This is a genomic window from Psychrobacter sp. 78a-MNA-CIBAN-0178, from assembly GCF_040309625.1.
In the GTDB taxonomy this organism is placed as follows: Bacteria; Pseudomonadota; Gammaproteobacteria; order Pseudomonadales; family Moraxellaceae; genus Psychrobacter; species Psychrobacter okhotskensis.
Genome location: NZ_JBEOOZ010000010.1, coordinates 33,827 through 57,444, shown reverse-complemented (window position 1 = coordinate 57,444; position 23,618 = coordinate 33,827). Strand labels below are relative to the sequence as shown.

General features: G+C 43.5%; 11 protein-coding genes. 8 read left to right on the top strand and 3 right to left on the bottom strand.

Translation table 11 applies throughout. The features are described from left to right. Positions 1-336: 336 nt before the first annotated feature. The 3 genes from AAEY80_RS07820 (at position 337) to AAEY80_RS07810 (ending at position 5,240) form a co-directional block, all read left to right on the top strand. Positions 337-3,189: an ATP-binding protein gene (locus AAEY80_RS07820; protein WP_227693153.1), complete on the top strand. Its 2,853-nt coding sequence runs from the start codon at positions 337-339 to the stop codon at positions 3,187-3,189. 165 nt (positions 3,190-3,354) lie between these two features. Further along, positions 3,355-4,476: a helix-turn-helix transcriptional regulator gene (locus AAEY80_RS07815; protein WP_201566224.1), complete on the top strand. Its 1,122-nt coding sequence runs from the start codon at positions 3,355-3,357 to the stop codon at positions 4,474-4,476. Between the two features lie 116 nt (positions 4,477-4,592). After that, entirely contained in the window at positions 4,593-5,240 is a 648-nt protein-coding gene (locus AAEY80_RS07810; RefSeq protein WP_025651789.1) for a TerD family protein, read from the top strand. Positions 5,241-5,500: 260 nt separating this feature from the next. On the opposite strand, the gene AAEY80_RS07805 is transcribed toward AAEY80_RS07810, so the two are convergent. Further along, a complete protein-coding gene (locus AAEY80_RS07805) occupies positions 5,501-6,484 on the bottom strand; it encodes an ion transporter (protein WP_025651788.1) in 984 nt (327 codons plus the stop codon). 647 nt (positions 6,485-7,131) lie between these two features. On the opposite strand from AAEY80_RS07805, the gene AAEY80_RS07800 reads away from it, so the two are divergent. After that, on the top strand, positions 7,132-7,776 hold the full coding sequence (locus AAEY80_RS07800; protein WP_101211439.1) for an OmpW/AlkL family protein: 645 nt from the start codon (positions 7,132-7,134) through the stop codon (positions 7,774-7,776). A 133-nt stretch (positions 7,777-7,909) separates the two neighbouring features. Here AAEY80_RS07800 and AAEY80_RS07795 read toward each other — a convergent pair whose 3' ends face one another. Then, complete coding sequence (locus AAEY80_RS07795; protein ID WP_101211440.1) at positions 7,910-9,667, bottom strand: 2-oxo acid dehydrogenase subunit E2; 1,758 nt, start codon at positions 9,665-9,667, stop codon at positions 7,910-7,912. Between the two features lie 25 nt (positions 9,668-9,692). Beyond that, positions 9,693-12,506, bottom strand: a complete 2,814-nt coding sequence (gene aceE / locus AAEY80_RS07790) for a pyruvate dehydrogenase (acetyl-transferring), homodimeric type (RefSeq protein WP_350588149.1) — start codon at positions 12,504-12,506, stop codon at positions 9,693-9,695. Positions 12,507-13,090: 584 nt separating this feature from the next. Between aceE and AAEY80_RS07785 the strand changes: the two genes are divergently transcribed. The 4 genes from AAEY80_RS07785 to AAEY80_RS07770 all read left to right on the top strand — a co-directional run bounded on the left by AAEY80_RS07785 (position 13,091) and on the right by AAEY80_RS07770 (position 23,557). Continuing rightward, positions 13,091-15,199 carry a hypothetical protein gene (locus tag AAEY80_RS07785; RefSeq protein ID WP_025651784.1) on the top strand — a complete coding sequence of 703 codons (2,109 nt, stop codon included), beginning with the start codon at positions 13,091-13,093 and terminating at the stop codon, positions 15,197-15,199. Between the two features lie 272 nt (positions 15,200-15,471). Further along, positions 15,472-15,936 carry a hypothetical protein gene (locus AAEY80_RS07780; protein WP_350588148.1) on the top strand — a complete coding sequence of 155 codons (465 nt, stop codon included), beginning with the start codon at positions 15,472-15,474 and terminating at the stop codon, positions 15,934-15,936. 76 nt (positions 15,937-16,012) lie between these two features. Continuing rightward, the gene (locus tag AAEY80_RS07775) at positions 16,013-18,082 is read left to right on the top strand and encodes a hypothetical protein (RefSeq protein WP_025651782.1); all 2,070 of its coding nucleotides are present in this window, start codon (positions 16,013-16,015) and stop codon (positions 18,080-18,082) included. A gap of 153 nt (positions 18,083-18,235) precedes the next feature. After that, positions 18,236-23,557: a hypothetical protein gene (locus AAEY80_RS07770; protein WP_350588147.1), complete on the top strand. Its 5,322-nt coding sequence runs from the start codon at positions 18,236-18,238 to the stop codon at positions 23,555-23,557. Positions 23,558-23,618 lie beyond the last annotated feature (61 nt).

The window sequence follows — 23,618 nt, the reverse complement described above, 5'->3', positions numbered from 1 at the left end:
TTGCAGATTGCGCCAATGTGAGACATCTTATACTATCTGCGCGGCTATTGAGGCGTTATTCTGCTTTGATGGCATTAAACTGACCCTCTATCTGTTGCTCTTTTATTGATTATTTTCAGTGACGCATCCAATTATGATACAAATCTGCGTTTAATGACTTATTTAAAACACCGCCATATCTTGTAAGATGTCTTATTACCAATTAAAAAATTACTCATTAAAAATTAAGCATAAAGAAACTGTGTAAAAAAATTAATACCTACTCTACCCTTTAAAAACAATTCATTTTTTAAGACGACACACCATACGCCTATGACCGAACAGAAACATGCCCCTATGTCCAAAACATCAAATGACGCTAATATAAAAGACACGACTAATATGGTAACACCCATTGCTGAATTGACCGACCAAACGACAGACGGCACGCAAACAACACTAGATACGCCGCATCCCCTCTTTACTGAGGTAAAACAGCACTGCCTTGTCAGCGCTGAGCAATTAAAGCGCTATAGCAATGCCGATGAGCTGCCGACGGACACACGTACCGCGCCAGATTTGGACGTGGGCTTTGGTCAACAGCGTGCGTTAAAAGCGTTGCAGACGGCTTTGGATATCAAAGCCAGTGGCTATCATGTGTTTGCGGCTGGTGAAAATGGCTTGGGCAAACGCACCGTTATCAGCCGCTTACTGACCCGTATCGCTGCCGATGCGCCGACACCTGATGACTGGGTCTATGTACATAATTTCACCGATCCACGCACACCGCTCGCCTTGCGCCTTCCTGCTGGTCAAGCCTCGCTACTGCAGCAGCAAGTTAATAGTCTATGGCAACAGGCCAAAAAACGCCTGAGCCAGCGCTTTCGTAGCGACCAGTATCAAAGCAAGATTGAAGCCATCAAAAACGACACGCATCAAAAAGAAAGTCAGGCTTATGATGTGCTCAATGCTGAGGGTAAGCAATATGATTTGGCATTGACGTTTCGCTCCTTTGATAACAAAGCCGTGTTTGTCCATCCAAGCCAACTGACAACAGAAACCGATCAAGTCGCGACTGAAAACAATAATGCGGATAATAAAGATGCCAAAACATCTATCAACAGTCAAAACACATCAGTAATCGGAGAAAGTAAGAAAACGACTATTTCTAGCAAAGATGCTACTGACGGTAACGACAACGAATATGGCAATAGTGAATACGAAGCTGAGCTAAGTAACTTCGTGCAAAAGAACCATATGCAAAAACGCTTGAGTCAGCTGACCATCGCCTTAGAGCAGTTAGAAGACGAAGCCAATGACGCCATAGAAGCATTACATCGCAATATTGCACGTCGTGCACTGCAACCTTTGTTTACCCCTATTTATGAGCAGTTTGCCAGTCATCCGCTGGTCGTTGATTATCTCAAAGCGGTATTTGCCGACATGGTTACGCATGTCGAGCGCATCGTAAATGGCGATGATGAAGAGTTTGTGACGGCAGTTCTGGCGACGACTCCGAGCCGTTACGCGGTCAATGTCATTGTCAGTCACACACCAGACAGCGGCGCACCCGTTGTCTTTGAAGATTTGCCGACGCATTTGAACTTATTGGGTCATGTTGAGCAAATCACCCAACTGGGCACGGTGACCACCGATGTCAGTATGATTCGAGCGGGCGCCCTGCATCGTGCCAATGGCGGCTATTTATTGTTAGAAGCCAGTCATTTACTTGAGCATCCTTATGCATGGCAGGGTCTTAAGCGCGCACTACAATCGCGTAAAATCAAACTCTCAAGTCTTGAGCAGATGCTAACCTTAACAGGAAGCTTATCATTAGCACCTGCGCCCATTGACCTTGATACTAAGGTGATTTTGCTTGGCGAAGCAGACTTGTATTATGAGCTATTAGAGCTTGAGCCTGAGTTTGATGCGGTATTTAAAGTACGTGCTGACTTTCATGATGATGTGCCTCGCAGCAGTGAGCACGAATTGGCACTGGTCGCAAAAATGGCCGACATTATTGATTATGCCGACCTCTACCCGTTTGATCGTAGTGCACAAGCCGCCCTACTCGAGCATTTAAGCCTGCAAGCAGAAGACCAAGATCGCTTAAGTTTGCACAGTGATTTACTGATTAAGCTATTGCATGAGTCCAACCGTCATGCACGTTTGAGCGGTAACAACATTGTCAATGCTCATCATGTCACGCAAGCCATCGATGATATGGACGAGCGCTCAGGATACCTGCGTGACCTCTATTGGGATGAGCTCAAAAACGGTCAACAGCTTATCCAAACCACAGGCAGCGCTGTCGGACAAGTCAATGCGCTGACAGTGGTCAGCTATGCCGATAGTGAGTTTGGCATGCCCGCCCGCCTGACTGCCGTTATTCAACCAAATATCGGTACGGGTGAGATTCTCGACATTGAGCGCGACGTGGATTTGGGTGGTAGCTTACACGCCAAAGGCATGCTGATTATGACCAGCTATTTGCGCGCCTTATTTAGCCAACATCATGCGCTCAACTTTAGTGCCTCACTTGCTTTTGAGCAAAGCTACGCGCATATCGATGGCGATAGTGCCACCGTTAGCGAAGGCTGTGCGCTATTGTCCGCTTTAGCAAATGTGCCGATTGATCAGTCATTTGCCATTACTGGCTCTATGAACCAATTGGGCGAAGTGCAAGCGGTTGGTGGCATCAATTCCAAAATTGCCGGATTCTTTGATGCATGCCGCGAGCAAGAATTGACTGGGCAGCAAGGCGTGGTCATTCCGATGGCCAATGTTAAACAGCTCATGCTGCGCGACGATATCATTGCCGCTGTCAAAGCAGGCGAATTTCATATTTATGGTGTGCATACTCTAAGTGAAGCACTGACGTTAATGACTGGTCTACCTATCGATACCGTGAATAAAAAAGGTCGCTATCGTAAAGAGACATTGTTTGGCAAAGTCCTAAGCCGTTTGATGTTATGGGATGAAAATCAAGATAACAATGACGATGACATTGACGAAAAAAAATCCAAAAAGAAAGATAAAAAGCAGCAGAAAGCAAAACGTCAGAAAAAAGCAGACAAGAGAAAAAAACAGAAACGTAAAAACAAGAAAGACAATAATGAAGCTGTGATGGATGATGATCCTAGTATCAATCAAAGCATCGATCAGAGTGTGGATACTGATGATACCAAAATGTCCATTAATGCCATATAGGCTGATGTATAGCGAAATTTAGCCATTTAAAACCACTTAATGAATCAATAGGTTAATTGATGGGATGCCCTAGACGCTACGATGCTTTTCTGCGATGATAAACGGCTAGTGACTCGATAAAGATACCTAAAAACTGACTCGTGACTTCATAAAGGTTATCGCTTAATGACTGTACATCCTGCTAATGCCAACCTACTCCAAACTCAAACAGATGCTATTGAGCAAGCCAATAGCGTAGCGGCTGCGGGCAACAATGTCTCAGAAGACAGCAGCGATAATCGCCACGGCGCAGCAACGACGGCGCGGCAGTGGCAAGTGTTATCACAACTACAGCGCAATCGCTGGGTGGGTACCACGCATATTTATGAGCAGTTGATGATGGCAGGCTTTGATATTAGCCTGCGCACGGTACAGCGCGACCTAAATGCGCTGGCGAAACGTTTCCCTATCGAAAAAAACAATGCCAATCCGCAAGGCTGGCGCTGGCGTGATGATGCACCATTACAAAGCTTACCGCACATGAATCTCTCACAAGCGGTTGCCTTTAATATGGTTGAGGCCAATCTGACCCAGCTATTACCGCCTGTTATTTTAGATGAGTTATTTCCGTGGTTTGACCTAGCACGGCGGCAGCTAAAAAACAGCAAAGTCACCCATTCATGGATAGACAGAGTGCGCATCGAGCCTGCCACTCAGCCATTAATCGCCCCACATATTGACTTGGATAGCAAAGACAATATTTACCACGCGCTGTTTTATCAATTACAAATTAAAGCCTGCTATACCCGTAGCAATAAATCGCAAGCCGGTGAATACATCCTAAATCCCATCGCTATCATTCAACGCGGCGTCATCATTTACCTACTGGCAACTCGCACGGATGATCCAGAGACTGTCATTCGCACATTTGCCTTGCATCGATTTGCCAGCGTCGAGATTTTAGAAACTGCCGCAAAGACTCCCGATAATTTTCACCTTGACAGTTATTTGGACGCCGGTGGTATGGGCTTTAGCCATCCATTATTTCGTGAGCTGTCCGATCATGGCAAAAATATGCCTATTGAGCTACAATTCACCAAACAAGCGGGCAAAAGCCTAACTGAAAGCAAGCTTAGCGATGATCAAACGGTTACCTTGAATGACGATGACACACTGACCATTCAGGCAACGGTGAATTTGACCTCCCAGCTGGTCTGGTGGTTGCGCGGTTTTGGCAATGGTCTCTTAAATGCCAAACCTGAGCTGCTATATCAAGCTGTCTTGGATAAAGCCTTGGATAATCAATGACGCGGATAAAGCACACTTTTTAATTTGAACCTTCTTTATTTTGAGTTCTCTTTATCCGGAGCAATACTCAGTTAATATCAAATCATTTAAATCATCAAAAAATAACAAGGAATATTATGTCGACCACTGCCCCGTCACCACTACTATCAGACAGTTTAAAAGGATTAGGTTTGGATGCGGGCACGTTATTTTTTGCGCTCAACTACGAGTTTACCAAGACTGAACCCAAAGGTATGTTGAAGCGTTTTAAAAAGAATGAAGGGGCGATTGATATCGACTTAGCGTGCGCCTTGTATGACGATAACTGTACTATTAGCGATATCGTCTGGTTCAAACAGCTACGCGATAAGGCCGAATCAGTACGCCATCAAGGGGACAGTCTGAACGGCAAAGACCGTGGCGACCAAGCAATGTACCTAGCCCCACTTGACCAAGAGCAAATCAGACTCTACTTGGACAAGATTCCAGCACATATCACCCATATTGCCTTGCTTGCTAACTCTTACCACGGTCATGCTTTTTTTCGAGTCAAAAAAGGTGAGATTCATTTAAGTGATGATGAAGGCAACCGCTGTTTTGAGGTTAATCTAAAGCAACTGCCGCGAGATTGCTCTACGCTTTGGGTCGCCCATTTGCGCCGAGAAGTAGATGATTGGCATCTGACATTGCAAAACCTACCGCTTGCCGCCGAAGACTTAGCCACAGCAGCGCAGCAAGTCGCTCATGAATTGGCACGTGCGCTGCCTATTCCACAAGGCGTGTAACATCAAATCAGGTATAATGGACACAATCTCATGTGATAAAAAAGGGTGCGACGTTCTCTAAACGTTGCACCCTTTTTGTAAACTCTGATTTTTGCAAATTCAAAATAATTACTACGAATATAGTGAGTGAAAAGTAATATCAATATATCACGCACTGCTGATATCCATTTTTCTTACTTGCTATGCCTGAGCAGACAGAGGCTACAAAAAATTGATATCAGCAATACCGTCACATTTTTAAGATATCCTAACTATATTACTTACAAAGCCTCACCGCAATGCGGACAAAAATTCTTTTGCCGCTCATCGACTTCATTTTCACGGCGTTCCAGTTCTTTTTCGCGCAATACCTGTAGTACGATGTTTTGCGCCTGCTCCTTATCTAGCCCAAGCTCACGACGTATTTTCTCTACCATCATCTGGTTCTGTATCAAATCAAAATCGCTATCGACCAGTTGCTCACGAAAGTGCTGCTCTAGCTCTTCACGGCGCTGGTTCAGCTCATTTGCCAAACCCGTGGCTAGAATACCTGCAGGCAATGCGGCCAGACCGACACCCAGTATCGTAATGATCGCGCCCAATATTTTACCGGCATTGGTAATAGGTGTCACATCACCATAACCCACTGTCGTCAGCGTCACTACCGCCCACCACATGGCTTTAGGGATAGACTCAAACTCTTCTGGCTGGGCATGGTTCTCCACCAGATAAATACCACTAGAAGCGGTCACAATCATGATGATTAGAATAAAAATAACGGCTTGAAATGAGCCTTTCTCTTTACTGATTACCACCAATAAAATACGCATCGACGCAAAATAACGCGTTAGTTTAAGAATACGGAAGAGGCGCAAAATACGTAAGAAGCGTAAATCAATTGTGACAAAGAAGTTCAAGAACGCCGGCACAATAGCAACCAAATCAATCAATGCCGAGGGGCTTTTTAGCCATTGCCAACGCTGACGCCAAGTGGTGTGATCGGGCTTCGCTTCGGCAACACTCCACAAACGTAGCAGATACTCAATAGAGAACACTACGATGGAGAAGTTTTCAAACCATGTAAAATAATCTTGATAAGGGTAGTACCAACTGTCTACAGACTCCGCAATCACGGCTGCCACGTTGGTCATGATTAGAAATATCAGAAAATAATCGACGTAGCGGCTAAAAAGCGTGTCATGCTCATCATTTTGCAAAATGTTATAAACGAAAGTACGCAAGCGCCGTATATGTTGGAATTGCATGCGGTCCCTATACGGTGTAACACCGATCTTATGATAATGAAATAAAAGTATTAAAGCCTGATTATCGCGCTAAATGACATAATGAAAAGCAGTATCATTATACAAAATTTACGTAATAAATGTAGACGCAAGCCAGCAACATTAACCCCGTCGTAAGAAAGGTGTATTGTAAAAATCGCTCATCGGCACGTAATTGACGACTGAGATTTTGAGCAGGCAATAAAAAAACACCGCATTCTGGGCAACAAGAATCCACTTGGTTTAATAAAGTCATTGAACGTGCTTGTCCGCAGCGCAGCGGCGAGTTACTACAGTAGCCCAGCATAATACACCCTATCCGTCGTCGTTAATTGTCCCTTTATATTAATTTATACCAGCCGTATAAAACTGACTACTAACTTACAGTAACGAGAACTGTTTAACAAATATGTTTTGATGAACCTGTCATTTACACCATAACCTTTCATTCCCTTAAAATTATTAAGGGTTTTTTAGTTAAAAACCTTACTGTTAAAATGGTTTTAATGCTACAATAGCGTTACAATGTTACAAGGCAATCTATAATGATAACATTGTGTATCAGCACTTAATGCCATCCCTCATTAAATGCTTATCGATAACCTATTATTGCGTTGAGGAATCAAACGATGAAACTACAATCCCTAGTTTTAGCTGCTACAACTTTTTTAGCCATGACCACTGCTTTTGCCGTACCTGCGGGCACATGGTCTGTGGCTGCTGGCGCTCATATGGTCGACCCTAAAAGCAATAACGGCACACTTGCAGATGGTACACTTTCTGTAGAAGTTGATGATGATATCCGTCCAACTATCAGCGGTGAGTACTTCTTTGCTGATAACGTCGGTGTCGAACTGCTAGCGGCGATTCCATTCCATCACGACATCACTCTAACCGATGCTGATGGCAATAAAATTGATGCAAAAACTCAGCATCTCCCACCTACTTTATCTATACAATACCACTTTGATGGCTATAACATGCCAATGAACGTCAAGCCGTTCGTTGGTGTTGGTGTGAACTATACGACTTTTTTCAAAGAAAAAATCTATAGCGACGCTTTTGAGAACTTGAAGCTTGATGACAGCGTGGGCATTGCAGGCCATATTGGTCTTGATATCCCGTTTGCCCCAACTGAATACTTCCGTATTGATGCTCGTTATATGGACATCAAAACAGACGCAAGTGTTGAGTCTAATGGTAATACTGTTGAGCTTGGCGAGGTCGACATCAGCCCTTGGGTATATGGCGTCGCTTTCATTAAACAGTTTTAATTTATAGTCAAAATATCGCCAATAAAAAAGCCAGATTAATCGCTGGTTTTTTTATGCTTAAAATTTAAGCACAAAAAAAGACCATCCGTAGACAGTCTTTTTATTGTTTATACAGGTTAAAAACCAAAAATCTCTACAGTAAAATACGGCGTGGATCAGCAAGCAAGGTCGCAATATATCGGGTGAATACTGCTGCATCTGCACCATTAATCACGCGGTGATCATAAGATAAAGATAATGGCAGCATGAGGCGTGGCTCAAAGCTCTGGCTACTCTCATTCCAACGTGGCTGCATACTGGCTTCAGACACACCCAAGATACCTACTTGTGGCCAATTTACCAATGGTGTAAATGCCGTCCCACCTAAATTACCTTGGCTTGATATGGTAAAGCTTGCGCCTTGTAAATCTTTGGTGCTCAGTTTTTTATCACGGGCTTTGACTGCCAGCTCGCCAATTTCAATCGCGATTTGCTTCAGACCTTTGTCTTGCACATTTTTAATAACGGGAACGATTAAGCCATCATCAGTCGCTACCGCAATGCCCATATTCACACTTTTACGCAGGATAATTTGGCTATTGTCATCGCTTAAGTGACTATTGAAGCGAGGATGCTGGGTCAAGGCATAGGCGGTTGCTTTTACCACAAATGCCAAGATAGTGAAGCCGATACCTTCCGCCTTCATACCGCCTTTTAGCTCACCGCGTAGCTTTTCTGTCTCAGTGATATCGGACAAGTCAAACTGCGTCACTTGTGGTAGATAGGTATTGTAATTGAGCTGCGGTATCGAGACTTTTTGTAGACGGCTCAGATCCTGCACTTCTGTCTCGCCCCAGATTTCTGCATTACTCATATCAGGTAAGCTTGGTAGGCTTGCTCTGGACGCAGTGCCACTACTAGCAGGTGCAGCTTGCTTATTGGTCAGGCTTTGCTTCACATGGGCAAATAAGTCTTCTTTTAAGATACGTTCATTGATTGCAGAACCCGTCACTTGACTGATATCTACACCTAGCTGCCTTGCCAACTTACGCACGGCAGGACCAGCATAAACATCGACCAACTTCTCATTCACCTGAGTTTCAGTCAGCTTGTTGTCCGCTGATTGAGTCGGTGTACTGGTTGACGTCTCTTTTACAGATGCTTGCTTTGGCTCAGCCGCCGCCTGCTTTTGGTCATTTGAGCTGGTTTGTTTGTCGGTTTTTGATTCATTTGCTGATTTATTGGCACTATCCGCCTCTGAGCCACTACTACTAATGACGATAAAATCTTGACCATTGGCAACCATATCACCAGCTTCGACCAGTATTTTCTCAATTTTCCCTGCTTCTGGTGCCGGTACTTCAACCGATGCCTTATCAGACTCAATCAGCAAAATAGATTGGTCAGCGCTAACCATGTCACCGACACTCACCATGATCTCAGAAACTTGCGCTTCATCCACACCTAAATCAGGCAGTGCATGAGTGGTCGCTTTCCCTGAGCTTGGCGCAGAGTCAGCAGCGCTATCGGAGACAGAAGATGCTTGCTCGTCTTCCTGTGCTTTTTCTTTATCGTCGTTTTCGGCATCTACACTATCCGCACTTGCCGCATTATTTTCAGGAGCTTGCTGATCGTCTGCCTCAGCATCATTGCTCTCATTACCGCTGTCTTCACTATCAGTGCCAGTATCACTATCTAACTCAATCAGTACCATGCCTTCACTGACTTGATCGCCAACTGCAACGCTGATTTTAGTGACTGTACCAGCGGCAGAGCTAGGTACTTCGACTGAGGCTTTGTCAGATTCTAATAAAATAATGTTGTCGTCTTTTTCGATGACGTCGCCAACTTCTACCATAATTTCGCTGACTTCGGCGCTATCAACACCCAAATCGGGGGCTTTAATGTCCATGATTTATCTCCTTGTCTTATGGTTATTATTCTTTGACATCACCATCATTGAGTAAAGTCGCATCGGCTTGATCTTCAGAACGGCCTTCACTACTGATTTCGTCATCCTCTTCCCCAACGAACTCAGGAACAGGATGCGGGTTGACATTATCAGGCGCTGGCGCATCTGGGAAATGATCATAATGAGGCTGTTGCTGCCATGCAGGTGGATGATCTACATCGATACCGAAGCTAGAAATGGCATCTTTGACCAAGCGCATTTCGACTTCACCTTCATCAGCCAAGCGTTTTAGCGTCGCTACCACAATGTGAGCGGCATCGACGTTAAAGAAGCTGCGCAATTTCTCACGTGAGTCTGAACGACCATAACCATCTGTTCCTAGCGTGGTATAAGGACGACTGTCAGGTAACCAACCACGAATCTGCTCCGAATAGTTACGCATATAGTCCGTCGCTGCCACTACGATACCTTCGTGCTGGGCCAATTGCTCAGTGACCCAAGGCACCTTTTCTTCATCCATTGGATGCAAGCGATTATAATCATCACAAGCCATACCATCACGAGTTAGCTCGTTAAAGCTGGTCACACTCCAGACGTTGGAGGTGATATTAAACTCATCTTTTAGAATCTGTGCTGCTTTTTGCACTTCACGTAAGATAACGCCCGAACCCAAGAGCTGAACCTGACTTGAGCCATTGTCTTCTAGCAAATACATACCGCGTTTGATACCTTCTTCCACCCCTTCTGGCATGGCAGGCTGCTCATAGTTTTCGTTCATAAGCGTCAAGTAATAATAGACGCGCTCGCCTTCTGCGTACATGCGGCGCAAGCCATCATGCATGATAACGGCCAGCTCATAACCAAAGCAGGGGTCATAGCTGACGCAGTTTGGTACGACGTTGAACAATATCTGCGAATGACCGTCTTGATGCTGCAAGCCTTCGCCATTCAGTGTCGTACGACCAGCGGTCGCACCCAACAAGAAGCCTTGTGCTTGGCAATCCCCTGCCGCCCAAGCCAAATCGCCCACACGTTGGAAACCAAACATAGAATAATAGATATATAGCGGAATCATCGGTAAGGCGTTGATCGAATAACTGGTCGCGAGCGCAATCCAAGCACTCATCGCCCCAGCTTCGTTGATGCCTTCTTCTAGCATGTGACCGTCTTTGGCTTCTTTATAGCCCATCAATGCTTCGCTATCTTCTGGCGTATAGGTTTGACCGATAGCAGAATAAATACCCAACTGACGGAACATACCTTCTAGACCAAAAGTACGTGCTTCGTCAGGGACAATGGGTACTACTCGATCTTGGATGTCTTTGTTTTTTAGCATGGCTGCCAGCAGGCGTACGAACACCATCGTCGTCGATTGCTCTTTGCCATTACTACCTTTTAATACGCGGTCAAAAATGGACAACTCAGGGATATTTAAGGGGATATGCCCACTGCGGCGATTGGGTAAATGACCGCCCAAGGCTTCGCGGCGTCCTTTTAGATATTTCATCTCTGCTGAGTTTTCTTCTGGACGATAAAACGGTAGCGTCTCTAACTGCTCATCCGTAAACGGCAAATCAAAGCGGTCACGAAAATACATCAAGCCATCTTGATCCAGCTTTTTGATCTGATGCGATTTGTTGACCGCTTGTGCTTGATCTGATAAGCCATAGCCTTTTACAGTTTTGGCTAAAATTACGGTTGGCTGACCTTTGGTTTTCATCGCTTCACTAAAGGCGGCGTAGACCTTCACTGGGTCATGCCCACCACGGTTTAGGCGTGCGATATCATCATCAGACAACGCTTTGCCGACTTCTGCTAGCTCAGGGTATTTACCAAAAAACTCTGTACGCACAAATTCAGGATCACGAGCTTCATATAACTGATACTCACCATCAACGACTTCTTCCATGCGGTATTTGAGCGCGCCAGAGTCATCATTGGCTAACAAGGTATCCCAGTTGCCACCCCAAACAACTTTAATAACTCGCCAGCCAGCACCGCGGAACACAGATTCTAACTCTTGAATAATCTTACCATTACCACGGACTGGTCCATCAAGACGCTGTAAGTTACAGTTGACCACCCAAATTAGGTTATCCAGCTTTTCGCGGCCCGCTAGAGAAATAGCCCCTAAGCTTTCTGGCTCATCTGTCTCGCCATCACCCAAGAAAGTCCAAATCTTACGACCTTCATCTTCGAGCAAGCCGCGATTGATCAGATAGTTATGCACGTGCGCATGGTAGATCGACATGATAGGGCCAAGTCCCATTGATACCGTAGGGAACTGCCAATAGTCTGGCATCAAATAAGGATGCGGATAGCTTGATAAACCTTTGCCACCGACTTCACGACGGAAGTTCTCAAGCTGATCCTCTGTCAAGCGACCTTCTAAAAATGAGCGAGCATAGATACCGGGTGCAGAGTGACCTTGATAGTAGATCATATCACCACCGAAGTGATCGCTTGCTGCCCGAAAAAAATGGTTAAAGCCAGTCTCATATAGCGTGGCACTAGAGGCAAATGTCGCTAAGTGACCACCCAAGTCGTCGTCATTCTTATTAGCGCGCATGACCATTGCCAAAGCATTGTAGCGAATCAAGGCACGTATCTTACGCTCCATGCCTAGATCGCCTGGATACATTGGCTCGTCTTCGACGGCAATACTATTAATATAAGCCGTATCCAGTCGATTGAACGGCAGTCCTTCTTGTACCCCCATATTGTATAAGGCTTTTAGCAAAAATTGCGCACGATCCTTGTCTGCGTGTTTGATAACAGACTCAAAGGCGTCCAGCCACTCTTGGGTTTCGGTGCTATCAGCATCCTTGTAATAATTCATCTTTATTCATCCTTTTTTATCAGTCAGCCCTGCACCATGGCAGGGTATTGTTAAATCGACGTGTTATTCAATATAGTAATACGCGAATAGTTTGTTTAATGACTTTCTTATTACTTGTGACAAGATACGCTCAGCCGCCCTACTCTTAGTGCAGCCATATAAGGCTCAGGTGACAATATGACGTAACTACCCTTTAGCATATTGAGGGAAAAGAAGTACAGTAAAATGAAAGGAAAACTCGCGTTCTACGTTCGGTTATCAAATGATAATTACTCTATATTATAGGCGCTTATTGAGTGATTGTTTATAGCGATAAGAAAATGGCAACATGACAAGTATTTCTTAAATAAATAGTGATTATTTTTTTGGAAAAATTTTCAGTTAATACCTAGCTTATAAGTTGTTTTTTATAAATTATCGCTGTAACTGGTCATGATAAAACTGCCATTCATCAGCTTTATATGGTTTTTACTTAATTATTGCTTATTATGTAAATTTACGTAATGTATATATCATTTTGGTGAGTAATACAGCTGGTACTTAAATAAATGTTTATAGCAAGTTTTAGCTTATAGGAACAAGATATGCATAAAGTCCAGTTCACTTCAAATCCAATAAACTTGCAATTATTCAGTAAATATATATATAGAGTGCTGGCGCTTTTGACTATTATGAGTTTGCTATTGATTAGCCATAAAGGCCTTGCGGCAGATCCTAATCCTTTTGAGTCCTCTCCAACTTCTGAATTAGCTAGTTGCCCAGCGAACCACAAGATGTATTACTTAGGGTCTAATCCTCCTACCTCTACTTCTGCTCAATCCGTAGTAGCACTACCCTTGAGCTGGACAGCTGGCAACACCAGTAAGATTTTTACTTTTGCAGACAACAAAATTTTTACCATTGCCTTTCCCATTTTGATAGATGCCAATAATAGTGATGGTACAGTCCCATTTTATGGTTCCAATAATGGCGTTACTTCTGATGCTATTAACTTAGTACACAATTCTACACGGGTGCAGACGGATCACTCTTTAGATCTTAGTGTTAATCGACCCGTCAGTAAGATCGGCTATAAAATACAAGATTTAGACTCAACAATGGTTAATACAATTATTGGGTACGGTAGTTTTTTTGGTATCAGATATCCAATATATGGAGATAGGACTCCTTATATTGAGCAAGTGGATGTTTCAGCTACTAATGGTCAATTAACCTTTAATAATATTTTTCACAATATTAACGCGCAGAGAAACATCGTAACCGCTAAAGAAGGTGAGAATTGCAATGCTGGTCAATGTACTATAGATGCTGCATGGGGATATAAACCCGCAAACAGTGTTGTCACACTACTACATAATAATGCTAAGAGTGAAACTAGCGGAAGCCATGCAACTGGCTACTCTGACTTCTACTTCTGTCTTGCACCGCCCAAAATTATTGTAAAAAAAGCCCTTAACGGTGTACGTATCAATGATACTAATACTAACAAAGATCAGTTTGAGCTTAGTATCAACAGGGGAACAAATGTTGTCAATGCGGTCACTACGACAGGCTCAGGTTCAGCCGTCACTAACAACGATAATCGAAATGCCGTAAGCATAGCTGAAAACACAAGCTATACTATTACTGAACGAGTGATGAATGGAACGATAATTGGCGATATTGCCAATTATGATGCCACCTATACTTGTAATAATGCTACGACAGGTAGTACTACTGTTATGCCTACTACAGCTATGACTTACAACTCAACTGATAAAACACGTTCATTCACTTTATCTAATGCTACTTATGGTGATGAGATCACTTGTACGATTACCAATACACCCAAAGCTTACACCTTCTCGGGTACTGTGTTTAATGACAATGGTGGTATTACCAGTCCTGATCCTCAGCTAATAGGAAGTCCTTATAACAACCCCAATTTTTTTAATGGTATTTTTGATACTAATGAAGCGGGCATAGATGGGATGAATATTGTAAAAGTACGCTTAAGCGATTGCAGTAATAACCCTAGCGCCAACCCTATTATTGCTACTGTTAATACAACAAGCTTAGGGAAGTATAGCTTTTCAGTAACGGCAAAAGATTTAGCAGGTAAGACCGACTTATGTATAGAAGAGCTAGAACCAAACAACTGGCTATATAGTGTCGATACCACGTCCAACATCCGAAAATTCAGCTTTGTTCCTAGTGTATTAACCTATCAAACTGGCGTAAAAATAAACAGTAATACGCTTAACCTTGATTTTGGTAATGTCATTAAAGAAAACACCGCATTAGTCCTAAAAAAAGCTCAATATATAAACAATTGCCCTTCTACCCTCAATTATACCGACCCTGCTATTAATACTTCAAACAATAATGACCCTAGAATAGGCTTTAGCACCGAAAGTATTGATAATATTGACCCAGGGAAATGTATTGCTTACAGGATTACTGCTACCAACCGCGCCAATATTAATATCGATAATTTCGTCATGAAAGATGTGCTACAACAAAAAGGGGTAAGTAATGCCATCGTGACATCTGTGCTTACCAATCCATCATCTGCGTCGGCTGACTACGCTTCTGACAGTGTCGCTATTGGTCAAAACGGTACAGTAAAGACCAAGACTTTTACTTTGGCGCCAAAAACCAAACGCGATTTTTATTTCAACACCAAGTACGGTAGTACTGTGAATGCTCAGTAGCTAATTTCTCTTGTAATTTTAATAGGTTAATGAAACCAATCTCTTAACACATAAAGCCCTATCTCCTCAGATAGGGCTTTTACCGTTTGGCAACCCCAGAATACCATTTGTCGTTTTTATGGTGATTCTTTGTCTATTAATTGTAAAAATATAATAAAGACAGCTTTAGACCTCTATCAGTAACATCGATTCATAACTGACAGCAAGCAAATGGGCTGTTCTTAGTGAAATTAATCGCACACTGATAATAATGATTATAGAAAGGACATAAAATGAAATTCTTCAATTCTCTACGTGCCACCCTATTTATTACCACAATCTCTTTAGGTTTACTAAGTACTGCTCATGCTGATAACGCTCTAAAAATGGAGCTGACTGCCAACAAAGTCATTAAAAATGCTGAAGGCAAGATCAGTTATGTACCAGCCAGCACTGCTCCAGCAGGTACTGTCATTCAGTACAAAGCCACGTATACCAATGCTGTCAATAAAGACATCAATGACTTAGCCGTGACCCTACCTATTCCAGCAAATATGGCTTTCACTGGTGAAGCGTTTCCTGCTAGTGCACAAGCCAGTACCGATGGTAAGAACTATGCTGACATGCCTTTGATGCGCAAGGTTGATGACAAGCTAGTAAAAATCCCTTTATCTGAGTACCGCACGTTACGTTGGGATATAAAGCTATTACCAGCAAATAAATCTGCAGCTGTAGCTCTTAATACAATCGTTAACTAACACGATAACTGATTAAAGCATGCTAATTACAATTCTTGAATCCTAACCTCTATATTTTTTCACTTCGGAGTTATACATGAGATCAAACACTTTTAATTATAGCTTATTGGCAGTAGGTATCGCTGCTGTACTGGGTATCAGTACCACTGCTAACGCAGCCAAAAGTGGCTCAACAACAACAGGCGTAGAAATAACCAACAAAGCAAGCGCTAGCTATAATGTCAGCGGTCAGACTCAGCCTGTCGTTGAATCCAATGAAGTCAAAATCACCGTATCAGAGCAGGTATCATTTTCATTGGTTGCTGAAAATGACGATACCGCTGCGGGTGGTAAGAAAGGCGATGACGTAAATACTAAAGAAGCAGTGGCTCCCAATGGGTTTGCACTGTTTAAGCATACTTTGACCAACACTGGTAACCGTACCGATACTTATACTATAAATCTGACGGGGAATGACCCAAAATATGATTCAGCCAACTCTACCGTCTCCTACGTTATATATAACGCGGATGGGACCGAAAATCGTTCTCTAAATAACGCACCCTATACGATAGCTAATGGTCAGGAATTTCCCTTAGAAAAGGGACAGTATATTAAGTTTACGATCAACGCCAAAACCACTGGCAATAAAGCAGGTAGTACCCAAGATCTAACAATATCTGCTACTAGTAAAGTCTTAGCTGCCAACTCTGCTGCTCCAACGTCAAGCCTTACCAACACGAATAACTCATTCACAAGGCTACCTACCTTTAGTATCGTTAAGACGATTGATAATGCCTTAGATCTTAATAATGATGATGATACTGCCACTTATCGGATCGTAGTGAATAACGATGGTAATACTGCATATAGTGCTGATGCCACTGATATTACTATCACAGATAATCTGCCAGCGGGCTTAGTACTTTCAGAAGCACTAACAGCCACTAATATTACCATTACGGGTCAGGCGACCAAAGGCAACATCGATACTAGCAGTGCAGGTGATAACGGCTTTAATATTACTGGTGTTAATATCCCAGCAGGTCAAAGTATAACCATCCTCTTAAAAGTAAAAAAAGGTGGTACCGGCACGCTTGTCCCTGCCACTGCTATTAACCATGTCAAAGTCACTGATGATCTGGATAACAATCCTGCCACTACTAATACCCTTATCGATAGTACAGATAGTAATGATGAAAACGTTGCTACATTCTATCCTACTGACGATGTGGATAACGTCAATGGTGAAGCCCCAGCTTCTGCAGGTGATGATTCAACTGTAGCGCTACTGACTATCAAACGCGCTTTAACTCTAACTGGTGTAACTACTAGAGAAATCGCTCCTACTTCAGGTACTGCCGGTCAAGTTACCCATCAAACGGTCATTACTAACGATGGTAAAGACGTTGAGGGCGATACTGCTGGCGAGTTGACTTTCACCATCAAAGATAATGACGGCAACACGCCAGATGCAGTTAATATCGTATTTGATACTGTCACCATAACTTATGATGCAGACGGTGTTGGAAGTGGTGCACCTGGATCGCCGATTGCTATCACCCCTACTCTCGTAGGTGGTGTAAACGTATATGATATTAAAACAGCTTTGCCTAACGGCATAGCACCTACTGGTACCGTTACGATTAACTATAAAGTGTCATCGACCAATGCACCATTCTTCACACCAATAAATTCTACTACTCCTACAGTAGAAAATACACTAGTTACCTTAAAGCCGGCTAATGAAGGCGCCCCTGCATCAGCTACAGTAACAGACTCTACGACTGTCCGCGGCTTACTTTTAGTCAAAAAACAAGCGATAGATGCTGATTGTACTGGCACTTCAGTAGGAACATTCGTTACTACAGATATTACTGGCGCATCTCCTGGTGAATGTATTATCTACCAAATCGAAGCTCAAAACACATCTACTTCAGGAGTAGGATTTAATATTACTGACGTAGTGATTTTAGATGAGTTGGCTAAATTCTCAGACGACGCTGACTATGTAGATGGTAGTGCAACAACGACTGCCAGTGCTGGTGGCACCTATACGGCTTCTAACAATGGAACCGCGATTACGACTACGGTTGCTACGTTGGCGCCTCAAGGGACTGCAACCATGAAGTTTAAAGTCAAAATCAAAACCGCTCGCACCCTATAGCTTTTTTTTAAAACTGCAATTACTGACCTAATTTCAATACCTAGATTAAGGTCTATAACTATCTACAGATACTTATAGACCTTCTCTAATCTGAATTTACTTAGGCTCAGAGAATCTAAGCTACTCATTTATGTTTTATTGGATAAGCGACATATGACAGCTCGTTTAATGACATCGTCTAAACACATGCCATTGCGCACCGCTAAGGTCTCTGCGTTGACGTTAGCTATGTTTCTTATGCAATCAAATACTGCTCTAGCAGCACCTAACCCTCTGCTACACTTTATCGAGAACACTGCTAACGCCAGTTATATTGTTAATAATGGTACTAACCTTAATCTAAATAGTACTTCTAACCAAGTAAGTGTCCAGTCGTCTGCTTTTCCTAAGTATGGTATCAACTTAACCCAGCCTGCCACACAAACTGTGGAGACAGACACAACCGTCAGCTGGGTAAACGTACTTTCAAATATTAGCTACAGCGAACAGACCATCGATTTGACGCTAGTCATACCCAACAGTTTATCGAATATTAAAGTCTATCAAGACTTGAATAACAACGGTATTTTCGATAATGAAGATCAAGAAATCAAGTTGGATGAGAATCTAACCACCCAAATTACTTTAGGTCAAAGTGAAAGCATTGAGCTTACGCTACAAGCGCTATCTGACTCTAATGGTAATGACGGTGACACTGCTGATATCAAACTCGGTGCGGTAGTCGTCGAAGATAAATCAGTAATGGCAGCAGCCACTGATAGCCTAGTCATTGTTACCCCAAGTCTTGACTTTAACGCCTTTAACTTTGATGGCAGTAAAAGTACCTCGCAAATTGGTGAGGACGTTTATATCGAAGCCAGCTACGCGCAATGTAATGTTCAGCTAGATAAGCCTGACCAAGTATGGGTCACTATCAATGCACCAATAACGGCCGATACCTATTCACTAAAAGCGATAGAGACCGGCAATAATACTGGTAAATATCGTCTATCAGCCCCTACACAAAATAACGCTAACGCCATTAATGACAATATCATCCAGACCCTAGATGGCGATACTCTGACTGCCACTTTGGATGCTTGTGTTGTACCTTCTGTTGGACTGGATCAACAGCCTAACCCATCAGACCTAACCGCTATCGACCGTAATATTAATGCCACTATTGCCATTAACGATACCTCTCCTAGTCTACAAGTGACTAAAGAGAGTGATGTCAAAACAGCAGAGCTTGGTGACTATGTCAACTACAACATTAGTGTTAAGAACGATGGTAAATCCACTGCTTATGACGTACAACTAAAAGACGCCTTACCACGTGGTTTTGACTATGTCGATGGTAGTGTACGTGTTGGTAAAACTGCTGATACTAATATCAGTCAAACGCAAACTACTGAGTTTAAAGCTGATGGTAAATATCAGGTTTTAAATTTAGGTAACATGACGGTTGGCGAAACTAAGAACATCACTTATCGCGTATTAATCGGTGCCTCATCTTTAGGTGGTGACGGTATCAACCGTGCGACTGCCGTAGCTAATAATAAGCAAGGTCAAAGCTTAGTATCAAGAGAAGCACAGTGGAAAATCGAGGTTGAGCGCGGCGTGATGAATACAGATGGTATCATCGTCGGTAAGGTGTACCACGATATTAACCGTGATGGCATCCAACAAAAAGGTGATGGCGAGCTGGGTGTTGCAGGCGTACGTATTTATATGGAAAACGGTAACTTTATCGTTACCGATCCCGAAGGTAAATATAACTTTTATGGGGTTAGCGCCAAAACTCACGTATTAAAAGTTGATCGCACGACTATTCCTAACGCGACCGAAATGGTTATCCAAAGCAACCGTAACGCTGGCGATGCCGGTAGCCGTTTTGTTGACTTAAAGTATGGTGAGCTGCATCGTGCTGACTTCGCTATTGTCGGTGGTATGGGCGATAGCACTGAGCGCTTGAACGCAGAGCTGGTTGCTCGTAGCAAATCAGTGAGCGCTAAGAATGATTCCCTTGAGCAAGCCGTAAAAACGGAGCTGACCTTAGAGCCCGACTACAACCGCGACTACGATGATAATGTGGAAGCCAGCGGCTGCAACATCAATGGTGATTTAGACCTTGGTAGTAACTGCGACTCTGCTATCGTTAATGAGATGGTCAATCCAGCTGCCAACCGTGTCGAGATGGCTATAACCACAGTAGCACCCCCAGTAGAAAAAGAATTAGAAGAGTATCTAAAAGAAGTCGCTACTAATGACGTCGCTTTTATTAATCTAAGTGAAGGCCAGCAGCTCAGTACTTATAAGCAAATGGTACAAATACAAGCGCCACTGGGTAGCAATTTTACGCTATATGCCAACGGTACAGCCGTATCAGAAGAGAAAATCGGTAAAACTGCTGAGCAAGAAAAGCAGAATGTAACTGCGTTTGATTATTATGCCGTTGATTTACAGCGCGGTAATAACACCCTACGCGGCGTCGCTACTGACGTGAATGGCAAAGTCATCTCTGAACAAACCATTAAAGTGACGACGCCTGATAGCTTGCAAGCTATTAATTATCGTACTCAAGAACAGCTAGTGCCTGCTGATGGCGTGAGCGAATATCAGATAGTTATTAGTCTAAAAGACCGTGACAACCGTCCCTATATTGGTACTACTTCGCTTACGCTTGATACCAATATTGGTCGCATTAGTACTGATGACGGCAGTAAAGATACAGCAGGCACTCAAGTGACTGTGAATGGTGGCGAGCTTTTAGTTTCGATTATCGCGCCAAGTGTACCGGGTAAAGGCGAGCTGGTAATTGACACTGGTAGTAGCAAGCAAGTGATTCCGTTACAGTTCACTGCTAAGCTACGTCCACTAATCGCAGTCGGTATCGTCGAAGGGGCTATCTCACTTAAAGACTTTGATGGCAGTAATATTACCGATGCTCAAGGGGCTTTTGAGCAAGAATTGAATGAGATTGCTGGCGGTGACGATTATTCAGCCACTGGTCGTGCGGCGATGTTCCTAAAAGGCAAAGTACGCGGTGATTATCTATTAACCCTTGCCTATGACAGTGACAAAAAAGGCGAACGCTTATTCCGTGATATCGATCCGGGTGAATACTATCCCGTTTATGGCGATTCATCGGCAAAAGGCTTCGACGCCCAGTCTACTAGCAAGCTCTACGTACGGGTAGATAAAGGTCGCTCATTCGCCATGTACGGTGATCTCAAGACTCAAATAGATAACGACGAAGGTATCGAGCTTGGCCAGTACAACCGTACGTTGACTGGTGCCAAAGCGCAATACGAAGACAACAACACCCGTATCACCACCTTTATCGCTGAAACCAGCTCATCACAACGCGTCAACGAAACTCGTGGGCTTGGCATTTCCGGTCCTTATCCACTGGCTAACGACTTCGATGCGGTACTAGAGAATTCCGAAACCATTGAGGTCATTACTCGCGATGCGAATAACCCTGGACTTATCGTACGCCGTGAGACGCTGACACGATTCGCTGATTATGAAATCGACCCTATCAGCCGCAGTTTATACCTAAAAGCGCCAATTGCCAGTCAAGATTTGGAAGGCAACCCTATTTATCTACGCGTTACCGTAGAAGTAGATGAAGGCGGCGAAAAATATTGGGTGGGCGGTATTGCAGCCAAGCAACAACTGACCACTAAAATCGCTGTCGGTGGCAGCTATGTCAATAGTGATGACCCACTAAATAAAGAAGAGCTCGCGAGTGTTAACAGCGTTATCAAGTTCAACGATAAGCTAAAACTGGTCGCAGAATATGCCAAAAACAAAGCAGAAAATCCAAACTTTCAACCAAGTAACCAGATTAATGCGGATCTCTTAGAAGGCCGCGATGCCAAAGGTGATGCGCTACGTATAGAATTAGATTACGACAATAAATTAAACACCCGTGCCAAAGCTTATTACAACGATGCTGAAGAAGGTTTTGTCACTGGTGCTTCTCCATTAACCGCTGGACGTACGGAATCAGGTGTAGAAGTCACTCACACTCTGAATGATAAAAAGACAGCGCTTAAACTTGAAGGCGTACGTACTGAAGATCATACGACAGAGGCCAGTCGCGAGGGTGTAGAAGCAAGTATTGAGCAGCGTCTCAGTCAGAATATCGTTGGTGAGATTGGTGTGCGCTATTACAAGCAGGATGCAACCGCAGCCTCACGTAATACCCAAGCGGCCACTGATGTGCTAGATATTACTGATGATACAATATTCAATGATGACATTATCAATCAATCAGCACTCAATGGCGTCAGTAACGCTGACAAAGATATCGAGGGAACGACTGCCCGCGCTCGTCTGACAGCGCGTTTGCCAAAACTAAATAACTCTTTGGTATTTGCCGAATATGAGCAAGATATTGACAATAGCGAGCGTAATGCAACCTCTATCGGTGGCGAAACACCACTAGGTAACTTAGGTCGCTTATATGCGCGTCATGACTTAATTAATAGCTTATCAGGTAGCTACGGTTTAGATGATACCGAAGAACGTCAGCGTACCGTCGTAGGCTTCGATGCCACTTATATGAAAGACGGTAAAGTCTACAGCGAATACCGTATGCGTGATGCGATCAGTGCCCGCGAAGCAGAAGCCGCTATCGGTCTAAAAAACAAATGGTATGTGCAAGAAGGTCTGACCTTAAGCACACTATTTGAGCGTGTCGAGTCTCTAGAAGGTGATGAAGACAGTACCGCAACTGCAGCGGGCGTCGGTGTTGAATACCTAGCCAAAGAAAACTACAAAGCTTCAGGGCGTCTAGAAAAACGCTGGGGCGACACCAGTGATACCCTACTCGGTAGCGCTGGCATTGCTTATCGTTACACCGATGACATTACTCTATTAGCAAAAGATATCTACTCGCAAGTGGATTATGACGATGGTCATCGCACTATCAATCGTTTCCAGCTTGGTGCCGCTTACCGTGATTATGATAGCAATCAGCTCGATATGCTTGCCAAGCTTGAGTACCGTTTAGATGATAACGCTACCGGTAACGATCCCTATCAAAAAGATGCGATTGTCTGGTCATGGAGCGGCAACTATCATCCGACGCGCCCATTAACGTTATCAGGTCGCTATGCGGGTAAATATACAGAATATGATGCTGACAATATCGTAAGCGATAACACGGCTCACGCGGTCTATGCACGCGGCTTATATGACATTAGCGAGCGTTGGGATATTGGTCTACAAGCAGGTACTTACTGGAATAAACAAGCGGATGACTTGGCTTATCTGGTTGGTGCAGAAGTTGGCTACAGCCCGATGACTAACCTGTGGTTATCACTCGGCTACAACTTTATGGGCTTTGAAGATGAAGACATCGCTTATGATGACAGCACGCAAGAAGGCGCTTATTTTAGACTACGCTTCAAATTTGATGAAGATTTATTCAAACGTGAAGATCCACGCAAAAATAAACGTTTAACCAGCGATTCTACGTTATAATTTAGCCAAATTATCATAGGCATGGCTTATGATAATTTGCTCGCCGATTTACAGTCCTTTA